Origin of the sequence: Sphingomonas nostoxanthinifaciens (genome assembly GCF_019930585.1) — a bacterium.
Lineage (GTDB): Bacteria > Pseudomonadota > Alphaproteobacteria > Sphingomonadales > Sphingomonadaceae > Sphingomonas_I > Sphingomonas_I nostoxanthinifaciens.
Genome location: NZ_CP082839.1, coordinates 377662 through 400920, shown reverse-complemented (window position 1 = coordinate 400920; position 23259 = coordinate 377662). Strand labels below are relative to the sequence as shown.

Annotated in this window: 22 protein-coding genes; 14 read left to right on the top strand and 8 right to left on the bottom strand. The window is 68.9% G+C overall.

Annotated features, from left to right (window positions below; all coding sequences use genetic code 11):
- Positions 1-11: 11 nt before the first annotated feature.
- Complete coding sequence (recQ, locus tag K8P63_RS01885) at positions 12-1781, top strand: DNA helicase RecQ (RefSeq protein WP_223798197.1); 1770 nt, start codon at positions 12-14, stop codon at positions 1779-1781.
- Between the two features lie 19 nt (positions 1782-1800).
- Here recQ and K8P63_RS01880 read toward each other — a convergent pair whose 3' ends face one another.
- From K8P63_RS01880 to K8P63_RS01870, 3 genes are read right to left on the bottom strand one after another with little or no spacing between them, the layout of a single operon-like run.
- A complete protein-coding gene (locus K8P63_RS01880) occupies positions 1801-2232 on the bottom strand; it encodes a hypothetical protein (protein ID WP_223798196.1) in 432 nt (143 codons plus the stop codon).
- A 9-nt stretch (positions 2233-2241) separates the two neighbouring features.
- Positions 2242-3267: a YihY/virulence factor BrkB family protein gene (locus tag K8P63_RS01875; RefSeq protein ID WP_223798195.1), complete on the bottom strand. Its 1026-nt coding sequence runs from the start codon at positions 3265-3267 to the stop codon at positions 2242-2244.
- A gap of 58 nt (positions 3268-3325) precedes the next feature.
- Complete coding sequence (locus tag K8P63_RS01870; protein WP_223798194.1) at positions 3326-3592, bottom strand: hypothetical protein; 267 nt, start codon at positions 3590-3592, stop codon at positions 3326-3328.
- A 134-nt stretch (positions 3593-3726) separates the two neighbouring features.
- Here K8P63_RS01870 and thiL point away from each other — a divergent pair, with 134 nt between their 5' ends.
- Positions 3727-4653: a thiamine-phosphate kinase gene (gene thiL, locus K8P63_RS01865; RefSeq protein ID WP_223798193.1), complete on the top strand. Its 927-nt coding sequence runs from the start codon at positions 3727-3729 to the stop codon at positions 4651-4653.
- Between the two features lie 94 nt (positions 4654-4747).
- Positions 4748-6859 carry a sodium-translocating pyrophosphatase gene (locus K8P63_RS01860; protein ID WP_223798192.1) on the top strand — a complete coding sequence of 704 codons (2112 nt, stop codon included), beginning with the start codon at positions 4748-4750 and terminating at the stop codon, positions 6857-6859.
- Positions 6860-7219: 360 nt separating this feature from the next.
- Here the strand turns inward: K8P63_RS01860 and K8P63_RS01855 are convergent, their stop codons facing one another.
- Positions 7220-8473: a CHASE2 domain-containing protein gene (locus K8P63_RS01855; RefSeq protein WP_223798191.1), complete on the bottom strand. Its 1254-nt coding sequence runs from the start codon at positions 8471-8473 to the stop codon at positions 7220-7222.
- Positions 8474-8615: 142 nt separating this feature from the next.
- Positions 8616-9038, bottom strand: a complete 423-nt coding sequence (locus K8P63_RS01850) for a VOC family protein (protein WP_223798190.1) — start codon at positions 9036-9038, stop codon at positions 8616-8618.
- Positions 9039-9116: 78 nt separating this feature from the next.
- Here K8P63_RS01850 and lnt point away from each other — a divergent pair, with 78 nt between their 5' ends.
- From lnt to K8P63_RS01820, 6 genes are all read left to right on the top strand, one after another.
- Positions 9117-10679, top strand: a complete 1563-nt coding sequence (gene lnt / locus K8P63_RS01845) for an apolipoprotein N-acyltransferase (protein WP_223798189.1) — start codon at positions 9117-9119, stop codon at positions 10677-10679.
- A 77-nt stretch (positions 10680-10756) separates the two neighbouring features.
- A complete protein-coding gene (gene metK, locus K8P63_RS01840; RefSeq protein WP_223799927.1) occupies positions 10757-11965 on the top strand; it encodes a methionine adenosyltransferase in 1209 nt (402 codons plus the stop codon).
- Between the two features lie 86 nt (positions 11966-12051).
- Positions 12052-13089 (top strand): KpsF/GutQ family sugar-phosphate isomerase, encoded by a 1038-nt coding sequence (locus K8P63_RS01835; protein ID WP_223798188.1) that lies wholly within the window; start codon positions 12052-12054, stop codon positions 13087-13089.
- Positions 13086-13892, top strand: coding sequence for a 3-deoxy-manno-octulosonate cytidylyltransferase (locus K8P63_RS01830; protein ID WP_223798187.1), 807 nt, complete (start codon positions 13086-13088; stop codon positions 13890-13892). Before K8P63_RS01835 ends, K8P63_RS01830 begins: the two co-directional genes overlap by 4 nt.
- Positions 13889-14740: a 3-deoxy-8-phosphooctulonate synthase gene (gene kdsA, locus K8P63_RS01825; protein ID WP_223798186.1), complete on the top strand. Its 852-nt coding sequence runs from the start codon at positions 13889-13891 to the stop codon at positions 14738-14740. Before K8P63_RS01830 ends, kdsA begins: the two co-directional genes overlap by 4 nt.
- A 48-nt stretch (positions 14741-14788) precedes the next feature.
- Complete coding sequence (locus tag K8P63_RS01820; protein ID WP_223798185.1) at positions 14789-14977, top strand: hypothetical protein; 189 nt, start codon at positions 14789-14791, stop codon at positions 14975-14977.
- A 119-nt stretch (positions 14978-15096) separates the two neighbouring features.
- On the opposite strand, the gene K8P63_RS01815 is transcribed toward K8P63_RS01820, so the two are convergent.
- The gene (locus tag K8P63_RS01815; protein ID WP_223798184.1) at positions 15097-15993 is read right to left on the bottom strand and encodes an LOG family protein; all 897 of its coding nucleotides are present in this window, start codon (positions 15991-15993) and stop codon (positions 15097-15099) included.
- 47 nt (positions 15994-16040) lie between these two features.
- A complete protein-coding gene (locus K8P63_RS01810; RefSeq protein WP_223798183.1) occupies positions 16041-16655 on the bottom strand; it encodes an extensin family protein in 615 nt (204 codons plus the stop codon).
- An 88-nt stretch (positions 16656-16743) separates the two neighbouring features.
- Here K8P63_RS01810 and K8P63_RS01805 point away from each other — a divergent pair, with 88 nt between their 5' ends.
- Together K8P63_RS01805 and K8P63_RS01800 are read left to right on the top strand one after the other, a co-directional pair.
- Positions 16744-17880, top strand: coding sequence for a glycosyltransferase family 4 protein (locus tag K8P63_RS01805; RefSeq protein WP_223798182.1), 1137 nt, complete (start codon positions 16744-16746; stop codon positions 17878-17880).
- A gap of 56 nt (positions 17881-17936) precedes the next feature.
- Positions 17937-18437, top strand: a complete 501-nt coding sequence (locus tag K8P63_RS01800) for a hypothetical protein (RefSeq protein ID WP_223798181.1) — start codon at positions 17937-17939, stop codon at positions 18435-18437.
- Between the two features lie 104 nt (positions 18438-18541).
- Here the strand turns inward: K8P63_RS01800 and K8P63_RS01795 are convergent, their stop codons facing one another.
- The gene (locus K8P63_RS01795) at positions 18542-19411 is read right to left on the bottom strand and encodes a TraB/GumN family protein (protein WP_223798180.1); all 870 of its coding nucleotides are present in this window, start codon (positions 19409-19411) and stop codon (positions 18542-18544) included.
- Positions 19412-19501: 90 nt separating this feature from the next.
- Between K8P63_RS01795 and K8P63_RS01790 the strand changes: the two genes are divergently transcribed.
- The 3 genes from K8P63_RS01790 (at position 19502) to glyS (ending at position 23250) form a co-directional block, all read left to right on the top strand.
- Positions 19502-19828: a hypothetical protein gene (locus tag K8P63_RS01790; RefSeq protein ID WP_223798179.1), complete on the top strand. Its 327-nt coding sequence runs from the start codon at positions 19502-19504 to the stop codon at positions 19826-19828.
- Between the two features lie 96 nt (positions 19829-19924).
- Positions 19925-20812 (top strand): glycine--tRNA ligase subunit alpha, encoded by an 888-nt coding sequence (locus K8P63_RS01785; RefSeq protein WP_223798178.1) that lies wholly within the window; start codon positions 19925-19927, stop codon positions 20810-20812.
- A complete protein-coding gene (gene glyS, locus K8P63_RS01780) occupies positions 20812-23250 on the top strand; it encodes a glycine--tRNA ligase subunit beta (RefSeq protein WP_223798177.1) in 2439 nt (812 codons plus the stop codon). The genes K8P63_RS01785 and glyS overlap by 1 nt, the downstream gene beginning before the upstream one ends.
- Positions 23251-23259: the final 9 nt, after the last annotated feature.

Below are 23259 nucleotides of genomic sequence, written 5' to 3'. Positions count from 1 at the left end.
CCCATCGCCCAATGCCCTCCCCACGCGAAGCCCTCCACACCACCTTCGGCTATCACGACTTCCGCGGCCGCCAGGCCGACGTGATCGATCGGGTGATGGCGGGGGTCCATACGCTTGCCGTCATGCCCACCGGCGCGGGCAAGTCGCTTACCTACCAGATCCCCGCGCTCTGCCGCCCCGGCACGGGGCTCGTCGTGTCGCCGCTGATCGCGCTGATGCACGATCAGGTGCGTTCGGCTGAGGCGGCGGGCATCTGTGCCGCCGCGCTCACCTCGGCCGATAGCGATCGCGACGCGACGATCCGGCGGCTGCATGCGGGCGAGCTCGACCTGCTCTATGTCGCGCCGGAGCGGGCCAATACCGATGGCTTCCGCCGGCTGATCGACCGCATCCCGCTCGCCTTGATCGCGATCGATGAGGCGCATTGCGTCTCCGAATGGGGGCATGATTTCCGGCCCGATTACCGCCAGCTGCGCAGCCTGCTCGATGCGCATGCCGCGGTGCCGCGGCTGGCGCTCACCGCCACAGCGGATCGACACACCCGCGCCGACATCCTCGCCCAGCTCGGTATTCCTGAGGACGGTCTGATCCTGGCCGGGTTCGACCGGCCCAACATCCGCTACGGCATCGCGCCGCGCGACGGGCTTCCAAGCCAGCTCGCCCAGCTGGCGCGCGACACGCCGGGGCCGGGCATCGTCTACGCGCCCAGCCGCGCCGAGACCGAGAAATTGGCGGCGGCGCTGGCTGTTGCCGTCGGTCGCCCGACCCGCGCTTACCATGCCGGGCTCGATCCGGCGGTGCGGCAGGCCAATGCCCGCGCCTTCGTCGATTCGGAGGATATGGTGATGGTGGCGACGGTCGCCTTCGGCATGGGCATCGACAAGCCCGACGTCCGCTTCGTCGCGCATGCCGGCATCCCGAAGTCGATCGAGGCTTATTATCAGGAGACCGGGCGCGCCGGGCGCGACGGCGATCCGGCGGTGGCGCAGCTTTTCTGGGGCGCGGAGGATTTCGCCCGCGCCCGCCGCCGGATCGAGACCGAGGTCGAGGACAGCCGGCGCGGCGGCGAGCGCGCGCGGCTGAACGCGCTCGCCAATCTGGTCGAGGCTCCCGGCTGCCGCCGCGCCATCCTGCTCCGCCATTTCGGCGAGGAGCCCGCGCCCGCCTGTGGCAATTGCGACAATTGCCTCTCGCCGCCATCGACCACCGACGCGACCGAGCTCGCGCGCAAATTGCTCTCGGCCGCCTTTCGCACCGAGATGCGCTTCGGCATCACCCACCTCACCGACGTGCTCGCGGGGCGCGAGACGGACAAGGTGCTGAGCTCGGGCCATCACCGGCTGTCGGTGTTCGGTATCGCCGACGCGGCCGAGCTCAAGCTGATCAAGCCGGTGGCGCGCGCGCTGATGGCGCGCGACGCGCTGCGCGCCGACGATTTCGGCGGGCTGTCCTTCGGTCCGGCGGCCAAATCGATCCTGAAGGGCGAGGAGCCGGTCGCGGTGCCGCTGCCGGCCGCACGCGAGCGCAAGCGGCGCGATCGCGCGCCGGGCGGCGAGGCGGACGATCCCCTGTTCGAGGCGCTGCGCGCCTGCCGGCGCGAATTGGCGAAGGAGCGCGGGGTGCCGCCTTATGTGATCTTCCACGATGCGACGCTACGCGAGATGGCGGCACTCCGGCCGCAGACGCAGCGCACACTGGGCGAAATCAGCGGCGTGGGCGCGCGCAAGCTGGAGGATTATGGCGCCGCATTCCTGGCGGTGGTGCGGGATTTTGCAGGCTAGGGACGCTGGGTGCCCAAACTCAATCGTGCCAGGGCGTCGTTATCCCTGATCCCGACCATGCCGGCCGAATGCCACCGCTGAACGGGGTTGGAAGCGACCCTCCGCCGATACGCGCCGAATCGGGCGCGTTCAGATCGGTTTGCGCGCGGCGCGGGGCGAGATCGTCGTCCACCTGAGGCGATGTGCGCGGCACGGCGGCGAACGCTTCGGCCTGCCCCCGCTGGCGTGCGGCCTGCGCCTGTGCGCGGGCGACCGCAGCCTGCTGCTGCCGCAACCACGCTTGCGCGGGATCGGTCGCGCCCGACGTTTCACCTCCAGCAAGTCCATTGAGCGGCATCGCCCCAAGCGGGCTCCCGGCCGGCACATTGCGCCCGAGCTGCGCCGAGGCGGCGCTTCCGATCGCGAGCGATGCCACGGCTGCCAAGGCGGCGATAATCCGAATGCACTTCATCGGTCGATCCTATGGCGCCGCATTGCGAGCGATGGCACGCGATTTTTCTTCTGAAGGCTCGGTGCCGGGTTCGCCCGCCACCTCGTCCGCCACGGTCGCGCCGCGGCGGCCCAGCGGCTTGGCCCGGCCGGTGGTGGTATCCTGCGCGGTCTGGCGCTCCGCCTCGGCGTTGATTTCCGCGCCGAGCAGGATGGCATAGGCCGAGACCCACAGCCACATCAGCAGCACCACCACCGCGCCCAGCGATCCATAGGTCGCGTTGTAATTGCCGATGGTCGAGGCGTAAGCGCCAAAGCCTAGCGTCGCGACCAGCCACAGCAGGGTTGCGAGGCCCGAGCCGATCGACAGCCAGCGCCATTTGGCGTCGTGCCGATCGGGCGCGAAGCGGTAGCAGGCGCCGATCGCGATACTGGTCAGCACCGCCGCCACCGCGAAGGTCGCGACATTGATGCCCACCGTAGCGAACACGCCCAGCCCGTCGGCGAGCTTACCCACCAGCGCCAGCGCCGAGGCGGCGAGCAGCCCGACGATCGCCACCATCACCGCGCCGATGATGAGCACGAACGACACGCCGGTCGTCTTCAGAATGTTGCGCCGCTCGTGCTGCTCATAGACCACATTCAGCGCCATGATGATCGCGCCGCTCGCGCGCGTCGCGCCGTAGATCGAGATCAGCAGCGCGATCAGAAGCCCCAGCCCCTTCTTGCCGGAAGCGGTTGTCATCAGGTTGACGAGCTGGTCGAGGATCAGCTTGGCCGCATCCTTCGGCACCAGATCGATGATCATCTGCATGTGGCTCTGGATCGTCGCGGGATCGGCGATCAGGCCATAGGTCATCACCAGCGCGCCGAGCAGCGGCACGAACGAGAGGAAGGCGTAGAAGGCGATGCCCGCCGCGAGCAGGCCGATATTGTCGGTGCCGGTCTTGATCCAGACGCGCCACAAAATCTCGCGCCAGGCGGAAGCCGGCATCCCAAGCGGGCTCTCGGCCTCGCGGCCGTGCGGGTCTACGCCATCGGCGCGCGTTGAAACCATGATCGTCCCCTCGATCCGCGCCCAACGCCCGACGGGCGCCAAAGAGCCGAAAAGATGGTCAAATCATGCGGGACGGCCGCAATACGGAGATGTGGACGGGGACCAGTTCGTGGCGCAGCGCGACGTGCGTCCCGCGGCGGGTGGGTGTCCCTGCGATGGCGCCGCGAACGCGCGCAAACCAACCTCTGCCGCGCGCGCGCCGCTCGGCCAATAAGGTACAGACGCCGGCGTACAGGTTGATCATCGCGGGCAACTCGTCGCGGATGCGCATCTTCAGCCGCTGGCGCGCGACTGCGAAGGCGTCCGCACCGAACTCCTCGATCATCGATTCGGCCAGCTCGAATGCCTTGGCCGGGACGTAGCGATCCAGTTCACAAGCCATAAACCACGACTAGCCGGCAACCGTTAAGGATGATTGAAGTGCTCGCAGCCGGCGGCGTCGCGCCCTAGAGGGGCGATATGTCCCGCGAGAGCGACTTCATCGGCGCTTTGGCCCGCTTCGCCCACGATCCCGCCGCGCGCGGGCTGGCCGACGACGTGGCGGTGCTGCCGATGGGCGACCGCGACCTCGTCCTGACCCACGACATGATCGTCGAGGGCGTCCACTATCTGCCCGACGACCTGCCCGAGGACGTCGCATGGAAGCTGGTGGCGGTGAACCTGTCGGACCTCGCCGCCAAGGGCGCGACGCCGCTGGGGGTGATGCTCGGCTACCCGCTGGCGGCGGATGCGGGGTGGGACGCCGCCTTCGCGCGCGGCCTGCAGGAGGCGTGCACAGCCTTCGCCGTGCCGCTGCTGGGTGGTGATACGGTGGCGGTGCCGGCCGGATCGGCACGCCAGCTCGGCCTGACCGCGATCGGCAGCGTGCGCGCGGGAAGCGCGCCGGCGCGGGGCGGGGCGAAGGCAGGCGACACGCTGTTCGTCACCGGCATGATCGGCGCCGCCGGTTTGGGGCTCGCCATGGCGCAGGAGCGGATCGAGGGCCGGCCGGAATGGCTGGCCGCTTATCGCCGCCCACACCCCCGTCTCGCCGAAGGCCTCGCGCTCGCCCCCCACGTCAACGCGATGATGGACGTCTCCGACGGCCTGCTCATCGACGCCGCGCGCATGGCGCAGGCGAGCGGCCTTGCCGTCACGATCGACCTCGACGCCATCCCCCTTCCCGCCGGCGCGCCCACGGATCGCGCGGCCCGGCTCGCCGCCGCCACGGCGGGCGACGATTACGAACTCCTGTTCGCGGCGCCGACCCGCGTCTCGATGCCGCCCGACGGTCTCGCGGCGATCACGGCCGTTGGTCGCTTCACGGCGGGTACGGGACTGAGGCTGTTCGGTCGCGACGGTCCGGTCGCTCTCCCGCTTAGCCTGGGTTACGAACATGCGCCGTGACGCGCCCGCTTGCGGGCCCCAAAAAGCCCGCTAGTCTTCGCCGCGTCATCCCCGCGCCACGTCGCGACGGGGAGGCGCACAAGGAGAGGACGGCATGCTGCTCGTCGAACTGGCCATCGTCTGTGGCCTCGTGGCCGTGCTTTACGGGATCGTCACCAGCTTTGCGGTGCTGCGCCAGCCGGCGGGCAACCAGCGGATGCAGGATATCGCGAGCGCCATCCAGGAAGGCGCGCGCGCCTATCTGGTGCGGCAATATACCACCATCGGCATCGTCGGCATCGTCGTCGTCGTGCTGGTGGGCTATTTCCTCGGGCTGGTTTCGGCGGTCGGCTTCCTGATCGGCGCGGTCCTGTCCGGCGCGACGGGGTTCGTCGGCATGAACATCTCGGTTAAGGCGAACGTCCGCACCGCGGAGGCGGCGCGCACCTCGCTGCAGGGCGGCCTCACCACCGCCTTCCGCTCGGGCGCGATAACCGGGATGCTCGTCGCCGGACTGGGGCTGCTCGCCATCGCCGGCTTCTTCTATTGGCTGACCGGGCCGGCCGGCCACGCGCCGACCGACCGCATCGTCGTCAACGCGCTGGTGGCGCTGTCGTTCGGCGCGTCGCTCATCTCGATCTTCGCGCGGCTGGGCGGCGGCATCTTTACCAAGGCGGCGGACGTCGGCGCCGATCTGGTCGGCAAGGTCGAGGCGGGCATCCCAGAGGACGATCCGCGCAACCCCGCCGTAATCGCGGACAATGTCGGCGACAATGTCGGCGACTGCGCCGGCATGGCCGCCGACCTGTTCGAGACCTATGTCGTGACGCTTGGCGTGACGATGGTCTCGATCGCGGTGATGATGCCGAACGCGCCCAATGCGCTCCCGCTGATGACGCTGCCGCTGCTGATCGGCGGCGTTTGCATCCTCACCTCGATCGTCGGCACCTTCATGGTGCGGCTGGGCTCGGGATCGATCATGGGCGCGCTCTACAAGGGCTTCTGGACCTCGGCGATCCTCGCCATCCCAGCGATCTACGGCGCCTTCCGCCTCGCTTTGCCGCAGTTCGAGCGCATGCTGTTCACGATGCACGACGGCGCCGCCCCGCGCGACGTCTATCCGATCGACCTGTTCTGGTGCGCGCTGATCGGGCTCGCGGTGACGGGCGCGCTCGTCTGGATCACCGAATATTATACCGGCACCAATTATCGCCCGGTGAAATCGATCGCGCGGGCGAGCGTGACCGGCCACGGCACCAACGTGATCCAGGGGCTGGCGATCAGCCTCGAATCGACCGCGGCGCCGACGATCGTGATCGTGATCGCGGTGATCGCCGCCTATCAGTTCGCCGGCGTGATCGGCATCGCCTTCGGTGCGACCGCGATGCTGGCGCTGGCCGGCATGGTGGTGGCGCTGGATGCTTATGGTCCGGTCACCGACAATGCCGGCGGCATCGCCGAGATGGCCGGGCTGGAGCATGACGTGCGCGAACGGACCGACGCGCTCGACGCGGTCGGCAACACCACCAAGGCGGTCACCAAGGGCTATGCGATCGGGTCGGCCGCGTTGGCGGCGCTCGTCCTGTTCGGCGCCTACACCGCCGATCTGCGCGAGTTCTTCCCGCTCCTCGCGGTCGATTTCTCGTTGTCCAACCCTTACGTCATCGTCGGCCTGCTGCTCGGCGCGCTGCTGCCCTTCTCGTTCGGCGCGTTCGGCATGACCGCGGTCGGCCGCGCCGCCGGCGCGGTGGTGGAGGATGTGCGCGAGCAGTTCCGCTCCAATCCCGGCATCATGGCGGGCACCAGCCGCCCCGATTATGCGCGCACCGTCGACCTCGTCACCAAGGCGGCGATCAAGGAGATGATCGTGCCGAGCCTGCTGCCGGTGCTGGCGCCGGTGGTCGTTTACTTCGTCATCAAGGCGGTCGCGGGCCAGGCGAACGGGTTCGCCAGCCTCGGCGCTCTGCTGCTGGGCGTGATCGTCTCGGGGCTTTTCGTCGCCATCTCGATGACGTCGGGCGGCGGCGCGTGGGACAATGCCAAAAAATATATCGAGGACGGCAACCATGGCGGCAAGGGATCGGACGCACACAAGGCTGCGGTGACCGGCGACACGGTCGGCGATCCCTACAAAGATACAGCGGGCCCGGCGGTCAATCCGATGATCAAGATCACCAACATCGTCGCATTGCTGCTGCTCGCCGCGCTGGCGGCGCACGGCGGTTGATCATAGGTCGCCCCGCCGCCGCCCGACCGGCGGGGCGATCACCGTCGATCACCGCCTTTTCTTCAGTTCCAAGTGCGGGCCCTGCCGCTGCACGCACTTGTCCTTCACCGTGCGCGAGCAGAGCGGAGGACCGTCAATCCCGACTGGCCCCGCCGTGGTCGGCGCCGGCTTGGGTTCCTCGACCCTCGCCGCCTCGACCGATCCCGGCGGCATCAGTGGCACAGGACCACCATTGTTGTTGGGGTTCTGGGCAAGTGCGGGGGCGGCGGCGAGCGACGCCAACGCTACCGCACTTATCAACGATATCCGAGACATCGACATTCCTTTCCTGCTGACGGTTCGTTCGACGACGACGCTACGTTACGCATGCCGATTCAGGAGCCGCTCGAAGATGGCGTGGACGCCCATGCCGACGATCGGCGCGAACAGATCCAGAAAGGTGCCGAACAGCTGCAGGAACAGCCACTGCACGCCGAGCAGCACCAGCATCGACCCTGCCAGCAACAAAGCGGCCAATGCCGCCGACGGCATCAGCGCGAACAGGACCGCCGCCGCCGCGCCCAGCGCGATCTCGATCAGCACCATCGCCCGTTCGGGCATCGCCGGATAGACGCGGTTGCCGATGATCGCCTCGGCGAGATTGAGATGCAGCAGCGCGCCCGCCACCGGCCCGATCGGCGTGTCGTGCAGATCGATCGCGTCGCCCTGGCCGTAGCTGCGCGTGTGCCACACCGCACCGATCACCACGGCATTGCCCTGCAGCAGATCGCGCGCGGCGAGGGGATCGGCGAGGAGCCGGCTCGACGAAATCGAGGCACCCGGCGCACGGATCGCATCGGCGGAGATGAACGAGGCATAGGTATGCCGGCCGATCCGCGCCGGAGCATCGGCGTCGCGGGCGCGCGCGATCGCCAGCGAAAACGAATCGAGCGCGAAGCGGCTGCCGACGATCCGCGCAGGCGGCGGGAGGCGGCGTGCATCATCCATCAGCGCGATGTAACCGCAGGCGATATTGCGTTGCGCTGTGGGCGTAAGCAGGAAGCGCGATGTGCCCGGATTCTCCCACCTGCCCCGATCGAGCATCGCCGTGCAGATGCCGTAGGCGTTCGGCGCGGCGGCGAGCAGGTTGAACGGCCCGTCGATCGGGCCGCCGATCGGTTCCGACAGCACGACGTGGCGCCGTTGCGCGACATCGCCGACCGTCCGCATCAGCGCGTCGGTTTCCCTGCGATAAGCGGGCTCGATCGCATCATAATCGCCTGGCGCGACCGGCGCCGTCGACTGGCCGAGCCGCAGGTCGAAGTCGAGCGCGATCACGCGCGCCTCGGCCGCGTCGGCGGCGGCGATAAGCTTGGCGAGGTAGATGCGATTGGTCGGGGACCGATGCTGCATCGCATCGCTCCAGAACGCATCGTCGTCGATCGCGATCAACTTGACGTTGTGCGCGTAGGCCGGGTTGGTCGGGCTGCGGGTGAGCAGCAGGAAGAGCGCGTTCTTGGCGTCCTTCAGGTTCAGGCGATCTTCGATGATGTCGCGCGCCATGATGGTGGCGGCGAGGATCGCGATGCTGACGAACCAATAGGCCCGTCCCTTGTGGCGCAGCCGTTCGATCATGTGCTCGTCGCCCCCCAGGCGCGATGCCGCCGGCCTCGAAGGCCTCTGCTTATCTTAACCGATTGTCGTTTCGGGCGCGACCCCGCCTCTGCTGGCGGCAGAACGGCCGCCCTGCCGCCGCGGGGCGGCCTGCGGCGGGCGCTCAGGCCTTGGCGAAAAGCTGGCCGATATCCTGAAACGCCTTGAACTCCAGCGCATTGCCGCTGGGATCGCGGAAGAACATCGTCGCCTGCTCGCCCACCTGCCCCTTGAAGCGGATGTGCGGCGCGATGCCGAAGCGCACGCCCGCGGCGGTCAGCCGGTCGGCGAGCGCGTGCCAATCGTCCCAGCCAAGCACGACGCCGAAATGCGGCACCGGTACGTCATGCCCGTCGACCGGGTTGGTGATGCCGGCCGGCTTCGCCGCCGGATCGAGATGCGCGACGATCTGGTGGCCGTAGAGATCGAAATCGACCCATTCGGGCGCGCTGCGCCCCTCCGCGCAGCCGAGCAGTTCGCCGTAGAAGGCGCGCGCGGCGGCGATGTCGTGGACCGGAAAGGCGAGGTGGAACGGCTGAAGCGACATGCCGCCGCATAGCGCGCCGTCGCACGCTTGTCATTGCGGGCTCGCACCATGGCAGCTTCCCCGCTAGGAGCCGCGCCGATGCCGCACCGCGCACTTCACGCTTTGCCGCTCGCCTTCGCGGCCGGCCTCCTTGCTGCCTGCGGCTTCGCGCCGCTGGAGCTGTGGCCGCTGTCGCTTATCTGTCTCGCCGGGCTGATCCTGCTGCTGGAGCGGGCGACCACGCTCGCCCGTGCCGTCGCGCTCGGCTGGTGGTTCGGCTTCGGCAGTTTCTGCCTCGGTCTGAACTGGATCGCGACCGCCTTCACGTATCAGGCGGCGATGCCGGCGTGGCTGGGAATCGTCGCGGTGGTGCTGCTGTCGCTCTATCTCGCGGTCTATCCGGCATTCGCGACCGGCGCGGCATGGGCGCTGACGCGCGTCGTGCCGGGGCGCTGGCCGCTCGTGCTGTTCCTTGCGGCGACGTGGATCGCCAACGAATGGCTGCGCGCGACGGTGTTCACCGGCTTTGCGTGGAATCCGCTGGCGGCGATGTGGGCGCCGCTATGGCCGCTCGCCGGCATCGTCGCGCTCGTCGGCACCTATGGCCTGTCGGGGCTTACCCTACTGCTGGCGGGGGTGCTGCCGATGGCGGTGCGTGGCCTGCGCGACGGTTTCGTACAGGCCGAACTGGGGCAGCGGCGCGGCCGCGCGGTGATCCTCGCGGCGGTCGGCGGCGCGATCGCCTTCGCCTGCGTCTCGCTATTCGTACCGCTGATGGCAGTCGAGCCGAAGGCCGATCCGACCGCGCCTCTGCTCCACGTCGTCCAGCCCAATATCGGCCAGGCCGAGAAATGGAGCCCCGATGCGGAGGCGCGCAACTTCGCGCGGCTCGCATCGCTGTCCGGCACGCCCGGCCTGCGCCCGCGCCTCATCCTGTGGCCGGAGGTCGCGGTGCCGGCCTTCCTCGAGGAGGATCCGGCCGCGCGCGCGCAGATCGCGTCGCTGCTCGGCCCGCACGATCTGATGCTCACCGGGGCGGAGGCGATCCAGTATGATTCTGCCGGCCAGATCGTATCGGCCACCAACAGCCTGTTCGGGCTCGATCCGCAGGGGCGCCTGCTCGGCCGCTACGACAAGTCGCATCTCGTGCCCTATGGCGAATATCTGCCGATGCGACCGATCCTGTCGCGCATCGGCCTGTCGCGGCTCGCGCCGGGCGACATGGATTTCCTCGCCGGCCCCGGCCCGCGCGACCTGACCCTGCCGGGCATCGGCGCGGTCGGCGTGCAGATCTGCTACGAGATCATCTTCTCGGGCCATGTCGTCGACGAGGCGCATCGCCCGCGCTTCCTGTTCAACCCCTCTAACGATGCGTGGTTCGGCCGCTGGGGGCCGCCGCAGCATCTCGCCCAGGCGCGGCTGCGTGCGATCGAGGAAGGGGTGCCCGTCGTGCGCGCGACTCCGACCGGCATTTCGGCGATCGTCGACGCGCATGGCAGGCTGCTGGCCAGCCTGCCGTGGCGCACCCCCGGTGCAATCGAGCAACCATTGCCGCGCACCGCGCCGCCCACCTTATTCTCGCGGTGGGGCAACTTTTTATCGGGCGGCCTTGCCCTCGTCCTGCTGCTGATCGGGTTTGCAAGCCGCCGCCGGGCGGGCTAAGCGGGCACATATAAGGATTGCTTTATGTGCGCTGCCGCAACCCGGCCGCGCCGCCTGTCGAAGGAACCGCCCAGACGATGCGCAGCAACTATCTCTTCACGTCCGAGTCCGTGTCGGAGGGCCATCCCGACAAGGTCGCCGATCAGATTTCGGACGCCATCGTCGATCTGTTCCTGTCGAAGGATCCCGAGGCGCGCATCGCCTGCGAGACGCTGACCACCACCCAGCTGGTCGTGCTGGCGGGCGAGATCCGCTGCAAGGGCGTCTACGAGAACGATCAGTGGGCGCCGGGCGCGCAGGCCGAGATCGAGAAGACCGTCCGCGAGACGGTCAAGCGCATCGGCTACGAGCAGGACGGCTTCCACTGGGAGACCTTCCGCTTCGAGAACAACCTCCACGCCCAGTCCGCGCACATCGCGCAGGGCGTCGACGCCAGCGGCAACAAGGATGAGGGCGCGGGCGATCAGGGCATCATGTTCGGCTATGCCGCCAACGACACGCCCGATCTGATGCCGGCGACCCTGTATTACAGCCACAAGATCCTCGAGGTGATGGCAGCCGATCGCCACGCCGGCACGGCACCGTTCCTCGAGCCCGACGCCAAGAGCCAGGTGACGCTGCGTTACGAGGGCAGCACGCCGGTCGCCGCGACCGCGATCGTCGTCTCGACCCAGCACGGCAAGGGCTACGACCAGGGCGAGAAGGAAGCCGAGCTCCACGCCTACGTGAAAAGCGTGGTGGCCAAGGTCATCCCGGCGGAGTTGCTGAGCGACGAGACCGTCTATCACATCAACCCGACCGGCAGCTTCGAGATTGGCGGGCCTGACGGCGACGCCGGCCTCACTGGCCGCAAGATCATCGTCGACACCTATGGCGGCGCCTCGCCGCACGGTGGCGGCGCGTTCAGCGGCAAGGATCCGACCAAGGTCGATCGCTCGGCCGCCTACATCACCCGCTACCTCGCGAAGAACATCGTCGCCGCAGGCCTCGCTCAGCGCTGCACGATCCAGCTCGCTTATGCGATCGGCGTCGCCAAGCCGCTGTCGCTTTATGTCGATACGCACGGCACGGGCACGGTCGGCGACGACGCGATCGAAGAGGCGATCGGCAAGATCGAGAAGCTGGGCGGCCTCACTCCGCGCGGCATCCGCACCCATCTCGGCCTCAACAAGCCGATCTACCAGAAGACCGCCGCCTACGGCCATTTCGGCCGCACGCCCGAAGGCGACTTCTTCCCGTGGGAGCGCACCGATCTGGTCGACGATCTGAAGGCCGCGCTCGCCTAAAAGGACCAACGCCGTTGCGGCACGTCATGCCGCAACGGCGAAGATAGGCACTCGCCAGCACGCCTGTGCACGGCTAAGCCCCGGCGATGGGACGGAACAGGGTAACCGGCGAACCCGCGCTGCAGGCGCACCTGCCGTCGTCCGCGCCCTTCCCGCTCGACCCCCGCGAATCGATGCTGGATTTCGGCCGACGCGTGATCGTCGCCGAGGCACAGGCGCTGTCGGTGCTTGTGGGCGCGCTCGACGCCGAATTCGAACGCGCGGTGAAATTGCTCCTGTCGCTGCGCGGCCGCGTGGTCGTCACCGGTATGGGCAAATCCGGCCATATTGCGCGCAAGGTTGCGGCGACGCTCGCCTCGACCGGCACGCCCGCTCTGTTCATCCATCCCGCCGAGGCGGCGCATGGCGACCTCGGCATGCTCGTGCCCGGCGACGCGCTGCTGGCGCTCTCCAATTCGGGCGGCACCACCGAACTGCGGCCGATCCTGGCTCATGCGGCGTCGCTCGACATTCCGATCGTCGCGATCAGCGCGGGCGGCACGTCGCCGCTGATGCAGGCGTCCGACATTCGCCTGCTGATGCCGCCGGTCGACGAGGCGTGCCCCGACAATCTCGCCCCCACCACCTCGACCGCGATGATGATGGCGCTGGGCGACGCGCTGGCGCTCGCCACGATGCGCGAGCGCGGAACGTCGCGCGACGGCTTCGAGATGCTGCATCCCGGCGGCGTGATCGGACGGCGGCTGATGCGCGTCACCGCGTTGATGCACGCCGGCGATGGCATGCCCCTGGTGGCGGCGACGCTGTCGATGCGCGACGTGATCCTGGTGATGACCGCGCGCAGCTTCGGGGTGGCGGGCGTGGTCGATGCCGCCGGCTGCCTGCGCGGCATCATCACCGACGGCGATCTGCGCCGCCACGTCGACGATCTGCTCACCGCCACGGCCGGCGACGTGATGACGCGCGATCCGGTCACCATCCCCGGCCGCTGCTTCGCCGAGGATGCGCTCGCGGTGATGAACGATCGCAAGATCACGTCGGTGTTCGTCGTCGACGACGTCCATCCCGAACGGCCGATCGGGCTGATCCACATCCACGATTTCCTGCGCCTCGGGCTGGAATGACTCCGCCAAAAACGGCGATCGTCATCCCGGCGCGCTACGCCTCCAGCCGCTATCCGGGGAAGCCGCTCGCCACGCTGACCGGCGCCACGGGCGAGACCAAGCCGCTGATCCGGCGGAGCTGGGAAGCGGCGCGTCAGGTGCCCGGCGTCGCACACATCGTCGTCGCCACCGACGACGTTCGCATCGCCGATGCCGTCCACGCCTTCGGCGGCGCGGTGGCGATGACCCCGGAAAGCTGCGCCAACGGCACCGAGCGCTGCGCGGCGGCACTACCGGCGCTGGGCGACGTCGAGATCGTCGTCAACTTCCAGGGCGACGCGCTGCTCACCCCGCCCCATTTCGTCGGCGCGCTGATCGAGGCGATGCTGGCGGACGAGTCGATCGCGGTCGCCACGCCTGCCATCGTCGCCGGGCCCGTCACCCATCGCCGGCTGGTCGAGGATCAGGCGCAGGGCCGGGTCGGCGGCACCACCGTGGTGTGCGACGCGCGCGGCAACGGCCTCTATTTCTCCAAGTCGGTCATCCCGCACGTGCCGGCCGACCGCATCGGCGAGGCGGGCCTGCCCGTCCGGCTTCACGTCGGTGTCTACGCCTATCGTCGCTTCGCACTGGAGCGCTATGCGCAGCATCCGGCCAGCGCGCTGGAGGGGCTGGAGGGGCTGGAGCAGCTCCGCTTCCTCGATGCGGGCGTGCCCGTCCGCGTGATCGACGTCGATCCGCACGGCGCCGACATCTGGGAACTCAACAATCCCAGCGACGTCGCCCCGATCGAACGCGCGCTGGCAGCACGAGGCATTGCATGACGCTGACGTTCGAAGGCCATTCGATCGGGCTCGACCATCCGATCTTCCTGATCGCGGGCCCGTGCGTGATCGAGAGCGAGACGATGGCGCTGTCCACCGCCGAACGGCTGCGCACCATCGGCGAGCGGCTGGGGATGCTGATCGTCTACAAAAGCTCGTTCGACAAGGCGAACCGCAGCGCCGGCAACTCGTTTCGCGGCCCCGGTTTGACCGAGGGGTTGCGCATCTTGGCCAAGGTGCGTGAAACGCTCGACATGCCGGTGCTGACCGACGTGCACGAGCCGCATCAGGTGGCGCCGGTCGCCGAGGTGGTCGACATGCTGCAGACCCCCGCCTTCCTCGCGCGCCAGACCGACCTGATCGAGGCGGTCGCGACCTGCGGCAAGCCGGTCAACGTCAAAAAGGGCCAGTTCATGGCGCCCGGTGACATGAAGAACGTCGTCGCCAAGGGCCGCGAGGTCGCCGCTGCCGCCGGACTAGGCGAGCCGCCGCTGATGGTGTGCGATCGCGGCGCGAGCTTCGGCTACGGCAACCTCGTCAGCGACATGCGCGGGCTTGTCATCATGCGAGAGACCGGCTGCCCGGTGCTGTTCGACGCGACCCACTCGGTCCAGCTGCCCGGCGGGCAGGGCACCACCAGCGGCGGCCAGCGCGAATTCATCCCGGTGCTCGCCCGCGCGGCGGTGGCGGTGGGCATTTCGGGGCTGTTCATGGAAACACATCCCGATCCGGCCAACGCCAAGTCCGATGGGCCGAACGCGGTGCCGCTCGACCGTTTCGAGGATCTAGCGCGCGAGCTTATCGAATTGGATCAGTTCGTAAAAACGCGCCCGCGCGTCTCGCTGTAGGCCGCCGGCGGCGCTATAGTAGTGCGGTCAACCGCGAGGAGAGCCCACATGCGCCGCATCTTTCCCCTGATCGCCAGCGTCATCCTGCTGGGTTCGGCCAGCGCGACGCTCGCCGCGCCGTGCAAGGACGCTAAGGGCAAGTTCACCAAATGCCCGCCGGCCAAGGCCGTCCCTTGCAAGGATGCGAAGGGCAAGTTCGTGAAGTGCAGCGCGCCCGGCGCCAAGCCGATCAAGTAAGGCCTTCTCCCCTCCTCTATCCGTCACGCCAGCGAACGCTGGGGTCTTCCGCTTAGGGCGCCCGGCCCGCGGGAGATGCCAGCCTGCGCTGGCATGACGGATTGGGGCGAACGAAGCCCCTATTTCTCGCCGCGGCCCTTGCGGAAGCGGCGCTCACCATTCTGTGCGTACCAGTCCTGCACATAGGCCCAGCCCTCGGCGGCGGTGTCGCAATAGCGGAACAGGTCCATGTCCTGCGGCGCCACCACGCCCTCCTCGACCAGGGCGTCGAAGTCGATCACGCGCGTCCAGAATTCCTTGCCGTAAAGCAGGATCGGCAGCATCGCCATCTTGCCGGTCTGGACCAGCGTCAGCAGCTCGAACATCTCGTCGAACGTGCCGAAGCCGCCGGGGAACACCGCCACGGCGCGCGCGCGCAGCAGGAAGTGCATCTTGCGCAGCGCGAAATAGTGGAAGTTGAAGCTCAGGTGCGGCGTCACGTAGGCGTTCGGCGCCTGCTCGAACGGCAGCACGATGTTGAGCCCGACCGATTCGGCACCGACATCCGTCGCGCCGCGATTGGCCGCCTCCATGATCGCCGGGCCGCCGCCCGAGCAGACCACGAACTGGCGCTTGCCGTCGGCGCCCGCCGGGCTGTTGCTGGCGAGGCGGGCAAGCTCGCGCGCCTCGTCATAATAGACCGCCTTGGCCTTCAGCCGCTCGGCAATGCGGCGCTGGGTGTCGGTCGCCGCCGCCGCGACGATCGCGTCGGCGCTTTCGGGCGAGGGGATGCGCGCCGAGCCGTAGAAGACGAAGGTCGAGCCGATCCCGGCCTCGTCCAGCAACAGCTCGGGCTTGAGCAGCTCAAGCTGGAAGCGCACCGGCCGCAGATCGTCGCGCAGCAGGAAATCGGGATCCTGATAGGCCAGCCGATAGGCCGGGTCGGCCGTCTGCGGCAGCGGCGCGGCGGCCTTGGCGGCGGCGGCGTCGTCCTTGGCGGGGGGGAAGATACGGGCGGGAATCTTGCGGTCGGCCATGCGGTCCTCGGCATGCCCGCGCGACGGGCGGGCGAAGGCGCGCGGCTCTAGCGGCAATAGGGACCGCTGCCCATGTCGAAATGCATGTGATCGTGATGGTACGCATTGGCGTCGGGGCCGAGCACGACGTTGAAGCGGCGGCAGGCGGCGGCGTGCAGATCGTGCAGGAAGGCGCTGGCGGCGCGGTCAGGCCCGTTCCAGCCGTCCTTCACGGTGATGCGTCGCCCGTCGGCCAGATCGAAGGCGGCGATGTCGATCGCGTCGGCGCGGCCATGTTCCGACAGCCGATTGCCGGCGACGCCGTTGACCGGGCGGCAGGCGAAGCTGCCGAAGCTCTCGATCTTGGTGACGTAGCTGCCGAGCCGCGCCCGCGCGGCCTGTTGCACCGCCTGCTGGGTCCACGTCACGAATGGGCGGGCGAGGCCGCATTTCACCGCGCCGAGATTGGCGACCGGGATGCCGATCGCGACCAGCTTCACCGCATGCGTCGCCGAACAGCCATTGGGATAGATACGGTCAGGCAGCGGATCGACCTTGGCGCCCATCGCCGACAGATCGACCAGACACTGGCGATAGGCCCGGGCATCGTCGACGGGGGGCGGCGCGAGCGGCTGCGGGTGGCGCGGGCGCGGGATGCAGCCGGCGAGCAGCAGCAACAGCATCACGCCCCGTAAGCTGCCCGCGCGCAATCCCATCGCCGCCCTTGTCGCAGCTTGGCGAAGCCGCCGAAAGCCGCCATGCCGCCGGTTCATGCAGAAAATCGCCCGCCCGATCGCCATGGAGAGCCGGATGCTGGCCGGCGCGGGCTCAGGCGTCGGCACCTATGCGGCGGCGCTGCGCGACGCGATCGCGACGCTGACCGACGCGCCGCTGATCCTGGCGGACGATGCGCCGCCCGTGCGGTATATGCGCCAACGCCGCTGGGCCCGCGCATTGTGGCCGGGCGCGCGTACAGCGCGGACAGCGGGTGCGGGCCGCATGATCGCGCCCGACATCTTCCGCCTGGCGCAGATCTATGTCGACGTGCACCGCCGGCTGCTGCCGGTGCAGATCCCGGGCCCGCCGGGTATCATGCACTGGACCTACCCGGTGCCGTTGCGCGTGGAGGGCTGGGCCAATCTCTACACCGTCCACGACGTCATCCCGCTGACCCACCCCGATCTGTCGCCGATCCCGGCGGCACGCCACCGCCGCATCCTCGATCTGATCGCGGCCAGCGCCACGCGGCTGGTGACGGTGTCGCAGGCCGCGCGCGACGAGATTGTGCGCGTGCTCGCCTGCCCCGCCGATCGCGTCGTTGATTGCGGCGAGGCGGTGACCGTCACGCCCGCCGACGCGCCGCTGCCGGACGGGCTGGTGTCGGGCGGCTACCTGCTGGTCGTCGGCTCGGTCGAGCCGCGCAAGAACATCGCCCGCCTGTGCGCGGCCTATGCCGCCAGCGGGACCACGCTGCCGCTGGTGATCGTGGGCAAGGACGGGCCGGAGATCGCCAGCCTCGCCGCAGCGCTGGCGACGCCCGGCGTGGTGCGCCTGCCTTATCTGCCACCGGCGACGCTGACCGCGCTGATTGGCCAAGCGCGTGCCCTGCTGATGCCGTCGCTGGCCGAGGGGTTCGGGCTGCCGGTGGTCGAGGCGATGGCGCTCGGCACACCGGTGCTGACGTCGGATCATGGTGCGCTGGCCGAGACCGCCGGCGGGGCCGCGTTGCTCGCCGATCCGCACGACGTGTCCGCGCTCGCCGCGGCGATCCGGCGCATCGCGACCGACGACGCGCTGTGCGCCGATCTTGCCGCGCGCGGGACGGTCAACGCGCACCGTTTCACGCCCGCGCGCTTCGGCGAACGTCTCGACGCGCTCTACCGGGCAGTCGCCAGCGCCCCGGCTTGACCGGAACGGCGCCTGCGAGCAAGCGTTGCTCCCGCGTAACAACGGAGAAAAAAGCGATGCCCACCTTCACCACCAACCAGTGGGCGATCCTGTTCCTCGTCCTCGTGCTTGGGTGGCTGCTGGGGCTGGTATCGCGCTCCGGCGGGGCCAAATGGCGCCGCGCCTACGAAGCCGAGCGCGACGCGCGCATCGAGGAGCAGCGCGACGCCGCCGCCGCGATCGACGCCGCCAATGCCCGCATCGTCGCGCTGGAATCGGCGCGTCCGGCGGTGGTTGCGCCAGTCGTCTCCGCTCCCGTGACCACGGCAAATACGCTCGACCTCACCCGCGACGACCTCGCCCGCATCCAGGGCATCGGCACCGGCGGCGAGCGCCGGCTGAACGCCGAGGGGATCTACCGCTACAGCGACATCACCTCGCTCTCGCCGGCCGACGAAACCGCGCTCGAGGAGCGGATGGGCGCCGATCACGGCTATATCGAGCAGGAGCGCTGGCGCGAGCAGGCGGCGTTGCTCGAGGCCGGCCGGGTCGACGAGCATCGCGCCAAGTTCGGCTGAGCTCAGTCGTCGCCCCCTCCTCCGTCATCCCAGCGAACGCTGGAATCTCCCAAGGGGGCACTCGCCTCACGAGATCCCAGCTTCCGCTGGGATGACGGCAGTGTCTACTGAATCCGCTCGGCCTTGAACCCCTTCGCCGCCAGCATGCGCTGGACCGAGTCCGGCCCGACGAGATGCCCGGCGCCGACCGCGACGAACACCGTGCCCGGCCGCTTCATCCGCTCGGCCAGCGCCACCGCCCACGCCTGATCGCGCTGGCGTATCAGCAGGTCGCGCAGCGCCGGCGTGAATTCGGGATCCTCGGAGAAGCTCTTCTCGATCGCGGCCGGATCGCCCCGCGCCCAGGCGTCGAGCATCGCCTCGAACTCGGCGCGCGCGCGGCCGGGGCTGTCGAGCGTCGCTTCGAGGAAGCCGCGCTGCGCCGCTTCGGGCAGGCGATCGAAGAAGCCGAGCTGCTGCTCGGGCGTTTCCAGCCCCTCGACCGGACGATTGCTCGAGCGGAACATGGTGGTGAGCTGCGGCTCAACCCCCGGCCCGCCGGTCAGGTCGATCTGGCGCATCGCCGCGCCGGTCAGCACGATCGCCGCGGCCCACGTCTTCATCCGGTCGAGCGCATCCTGCGGAAAGCCGCTCGCCTTGGCCAGCGCCGCCAAGGCCGCGCGCTTGGCCGGCGGCACGCGCTCGGCGAGCGGCGGCAGGCCCTTGCCCTGCCCCATGCCCATCAGCAGCGTTGCGACGCGCGAGGGATCGGTATCCAGCACCGTCTCCAGCGTTAGCGACTGGGCGGCGCCGATCGCCCCATCCAGCGTCGCGTCGCGCCATTTATAGCCGGTCGGCAGCACGTGGATCGTGCCGAACAGGTAGATGGTGGTGTCGGCATCCACGACCTTCCACAGCGCCGGATGCGGCTGCGGCGGAGCCGGCGCAGCGGCGGTGAGCAGGAGCAGCGGAGCGAGCAGGCGGGCAATGCGCATGCCGCCGCTTGCCGCCCGATGCGACGAAGCGCAAGCGCCGAGCGTGGCGGTCGTCGCATCGATGCCATACGCTCGGCGTCGATGCGATTCGTGCTCGCTTTGACCCTGCTCGTTGCCGGCCCCGCGCTGGCGGAAAGCGCGCCGCCCACCGCACAGCTGCAGGCGGAGGACAAGGCGATCGTGACCCGCCTCAACCGCGCGGCTGCCAATCGGGCCGGCGCTTCGACCACGTCGTCGCAGTCACAGGACCAATATGCCCGCGCGCTCGCCGATTATCAGGCCGCCCTATCGCGTAACGATCGCGAGCGCAAGGCGGCGGCGGACGCCAACGACGATTATGCCCGGGCACAGGCGGCCTACCGCGCCGAAATGGCGCGTTGGCGCGCAAGCGTGGCGACGAATGCCTACCCGCGCTGAGCCCCGTTCCGGAACGCCATCTCGACCGACCTTGCCTTGACCCCCGCACGGGGGTCCGCCAAACGCGCGGTTCCAGCTCCAATCGAAAGGCCGGTCGTGGCTTCGCCCGCCCCCTTAAGCTTCCAATCGCTCATCCTGACGCTCCATAAATATTGGAGCGATCAGGGCTGCGTCGTGCTCCAGCCCTACGACATGGAGATGGGCGCCGGCACCTTCCACACCGCGACCACGTTGCGCGCGCTCGGCCCCGATCCGTGGAACGCCGCCTTCGTCCAGCCGTGCCGCCGGCCGACCGACGGGCGATATGGCGAGAATCCCAACCGGCTCGGCGCCTATTTCCAATATCAGGTGATCCTGAAGCCCAGCCCGCCGAACCTGCAGGAACTGTACCTCGGCAGCCTCGCCGCGATCGGCATCGACATGCGCACCCACGACATCCGCTTCGTCGAGGACGATTGGGAGAGCCCGACGCTGGGCGCGTGGGGCCTCGGCTGGGAGGTGTGGTGCGACGGGATGGAGGTGAGCCAGTTCACCTATTTCCAGCAGATGGGCGGCTTCGACTGCCGGCCGGTGTCGGGCGAGCTGACCTACGGGCTCGAGCGGCTGGCGATGTACGTCCAGAACAAGGACAGTATCTTCGACCTGGTCTATAACGATCCGGCCGAGGGCCGGCCGGCGATGACCTATGGCGACGTCTTCCTCGAGAATGAGCGCCAGATGAGCGCCTATAATTTCGAGGCGGCGAACACCGACATGCTGTTCAAATCCTTCGCCTTCGCCGCCGACGAGGCGCGTGCGATGATCGATCGCGGGCTGCCGATCCCCGCCTACGAGCAGGCGATCAAGGCGAGCCACATCTTCAACACCCTTCAGGCGCGCGGCGTGATCTCGGTGGCGGAGCGGCAGGCCTATATCGGCCGCGTGCGCGAGCTGGCAAAGGGCGCGTGCGCCGCGTGGATGACGCATAACGGGTGGGACGCCTGATGGCCGATTTCCTGCTCGAACTCCTTTCGGAGGAAATCCCCGCGCGGATGCAGGAGAAGGCCTGCGCCGACCTCGCCCGACTGTTCGAGGGCGAGATCGCCAAGGCCGGCCTCGCGCCCGCGCAGGTCGAGACCTACGCTACGCCGCGCCGCCTCGCCTTGATCGCGCGCGAGCTGCCCGCGGCGACGCAGGCGGTGCGCGAGGAGACGAAAGGCCCGAAGGCGTCGGCGCCGCCGCAGGCGCTGGAGGGCTTCCTGCGCAAGACCGGGCTGGCGCGCGAGCAATTGACCGAGCGCGACGGCGTGCTGTTCGCCGTGGTCGAGAAGCCCGGCCGTGCGACCGCCGACGTGCTGGCCGAAGCGATCCCGGCGATCGTCCGCGCCTTCCCGTGGCCCAAGTCGATGCGCTGGGGCGCGGCCTCCGCCTCGCCGTCGTCGCTGCGCTGGGTGCGCCCGCTCAAGGGCATCGTCGCATTGCTGGACGAAACGGTGGTGCCATTCGAGATCGATGGCATCGCCAGCGGCGCCAGCACCGTCGGCCATCGCTTCCACCATCCGGGCGCGATCACGATCGGATCGGCGGCGGACTATGCCGAGAAACTGCGCGCCTGCCACGTCATCCTCGATCCGGCCGAACGGCGCGGGATCATCGAGGGCGCCGCGCGCGCGCTGGCCGAGGCGCAGGGCCTCCACGTCGTGCCCGATGCCGGGCTGGTGGCGGAGAATGCCGGGCTGACCGAATGGCCGGTGCCGCTGCTCGGCGATTTCGACCCCGCCTTCCTCGACGTGCCGCGCGAGGTGATCCAGCTCACCATGCGCACCAACCAGAAATATTTCGCGCTGGTGGACGGCGCCGGCAAGCTCGCGCCCAACTTCATCTGCACCGCCAATATCGCGGCGGTGGATGGCGGTGCGGCGATCGTCGCCGGCAACCGCAAGGTGCTGGCCGCGCGCCTCTCGGACGCGAAATTCTTCTGGGAGCAGGATCTCAAGGTTCCGCTCGGCCAGCAGGCGGAGAAGCTCGATCGCATCGTCTTCCACGAAAAGCTCGGCACCGTCGCCGACAAGGTCGAGCGCGTCGCCAGGCTCGCGCGGTGGCTGGTCGAGGAAGGCATCGTCGGCCAGACTCCCTCTCCCCATGGGGGAGAGGGTCGGGGTGAGGGGGACGCTCGTGACGAATCGGCGCGCTCCGCCGCTACCCCCGGCACCCTCACCCAACCCTCTCCCTCAAGGGAGAGGGCTTTGCTGGCCGACATGGCCGAACAGGCGGCGCGTCTCGCCAAGGCCGATCTCGTCACCGGCATGGTCGGCGAGTTCCCCGAGCTGCAAGGCGTGATGGGCGGCTATTATGCCGCGGCCGAGGGCCTGCCGCGCGAAGTCTCCGACGCGATCCGCGACCATTACAAGCCGGTCGGCCAGGGCGACGACGTGCCGACCGCGCCGGTGACGGTGGCAGTGAGCTTGGCGGACAAGCTGGATACGCTCTTTGCTTTTTTCTTAGTGGAAATGACGCCTACGGGTTCAAGAGATCCTTACGCACTCCGAAGAGCGGCGCTAGGCGCGTTAAGGCTGATAATACCCGACATACGACTACGCTTATTCGCAATATTGAGCACCTGGGTCGAGATTACTGGAGACAGTCTCTCCAATCTGCTTCGTGCAGAAACGTTGGCAGTGCGCGGCAGCGCGGCAATGATGGAAAGCCTAATAGAAGCCGCACGCGACGCAGCACCGAAAGAGCCGGACTTAGCGCTTCTGATGATCGACCGCGCGGAGGTTCGACGAGACAATCCCGTGCTTGATGCGATGGCCGAGCCATTGCTCAGAGCAAGCCAAGGTTCAAGCAATCTTGCGTTCGAATTGCTCGACTTCTTCGCCGACCGCCTCAAGGTCCAGCAGCGTGAGGCGGGCGTTCGGCACGACCTGATCGACGCGGTGTTCGCGCTGGGGGGCGAGGACGATCTTGTCCGCCTGCTCGCACGCGTGAAGGCGCTGCAGGCGTTCGTCGCAGGCGAGGATGGGGCGAACCTGCTCGCCGGCTACAAGCGCGCGGCGAACATCCTGAAGAAGGAGGGGTGGGAGACGTCCGGTTCCCCGGCGCAGGCCGGAGCGCTGGCGGAAAGCGCTGCGTCCGACCCGGCACCGCTCCGGCCTGCGCCGGACCACGGCGTGCCAGCCTACGATCCCGAACCGGCCGAGGCGGCGCTGCGCGCGGCGCTCGACGCGGCGGAGCCTACCGCCGAAGCCGCGATCGCCGCCGAGGATTTCGAGGGCGCGATGGCCGCGCTCGCCACGCTGCGTGGGCCGATCGACGCCTTCTTCGAATCGGTGACCGTCAACGACGCCGATCCGGCGAAACGAGCAGCGCGGCTTGCTCTGCTCGCCCGCATGCGCGCCGCCGTGCATCGCGTCGCCGACTTCTCGAAGATCGAAGGATAGCGTTATCAG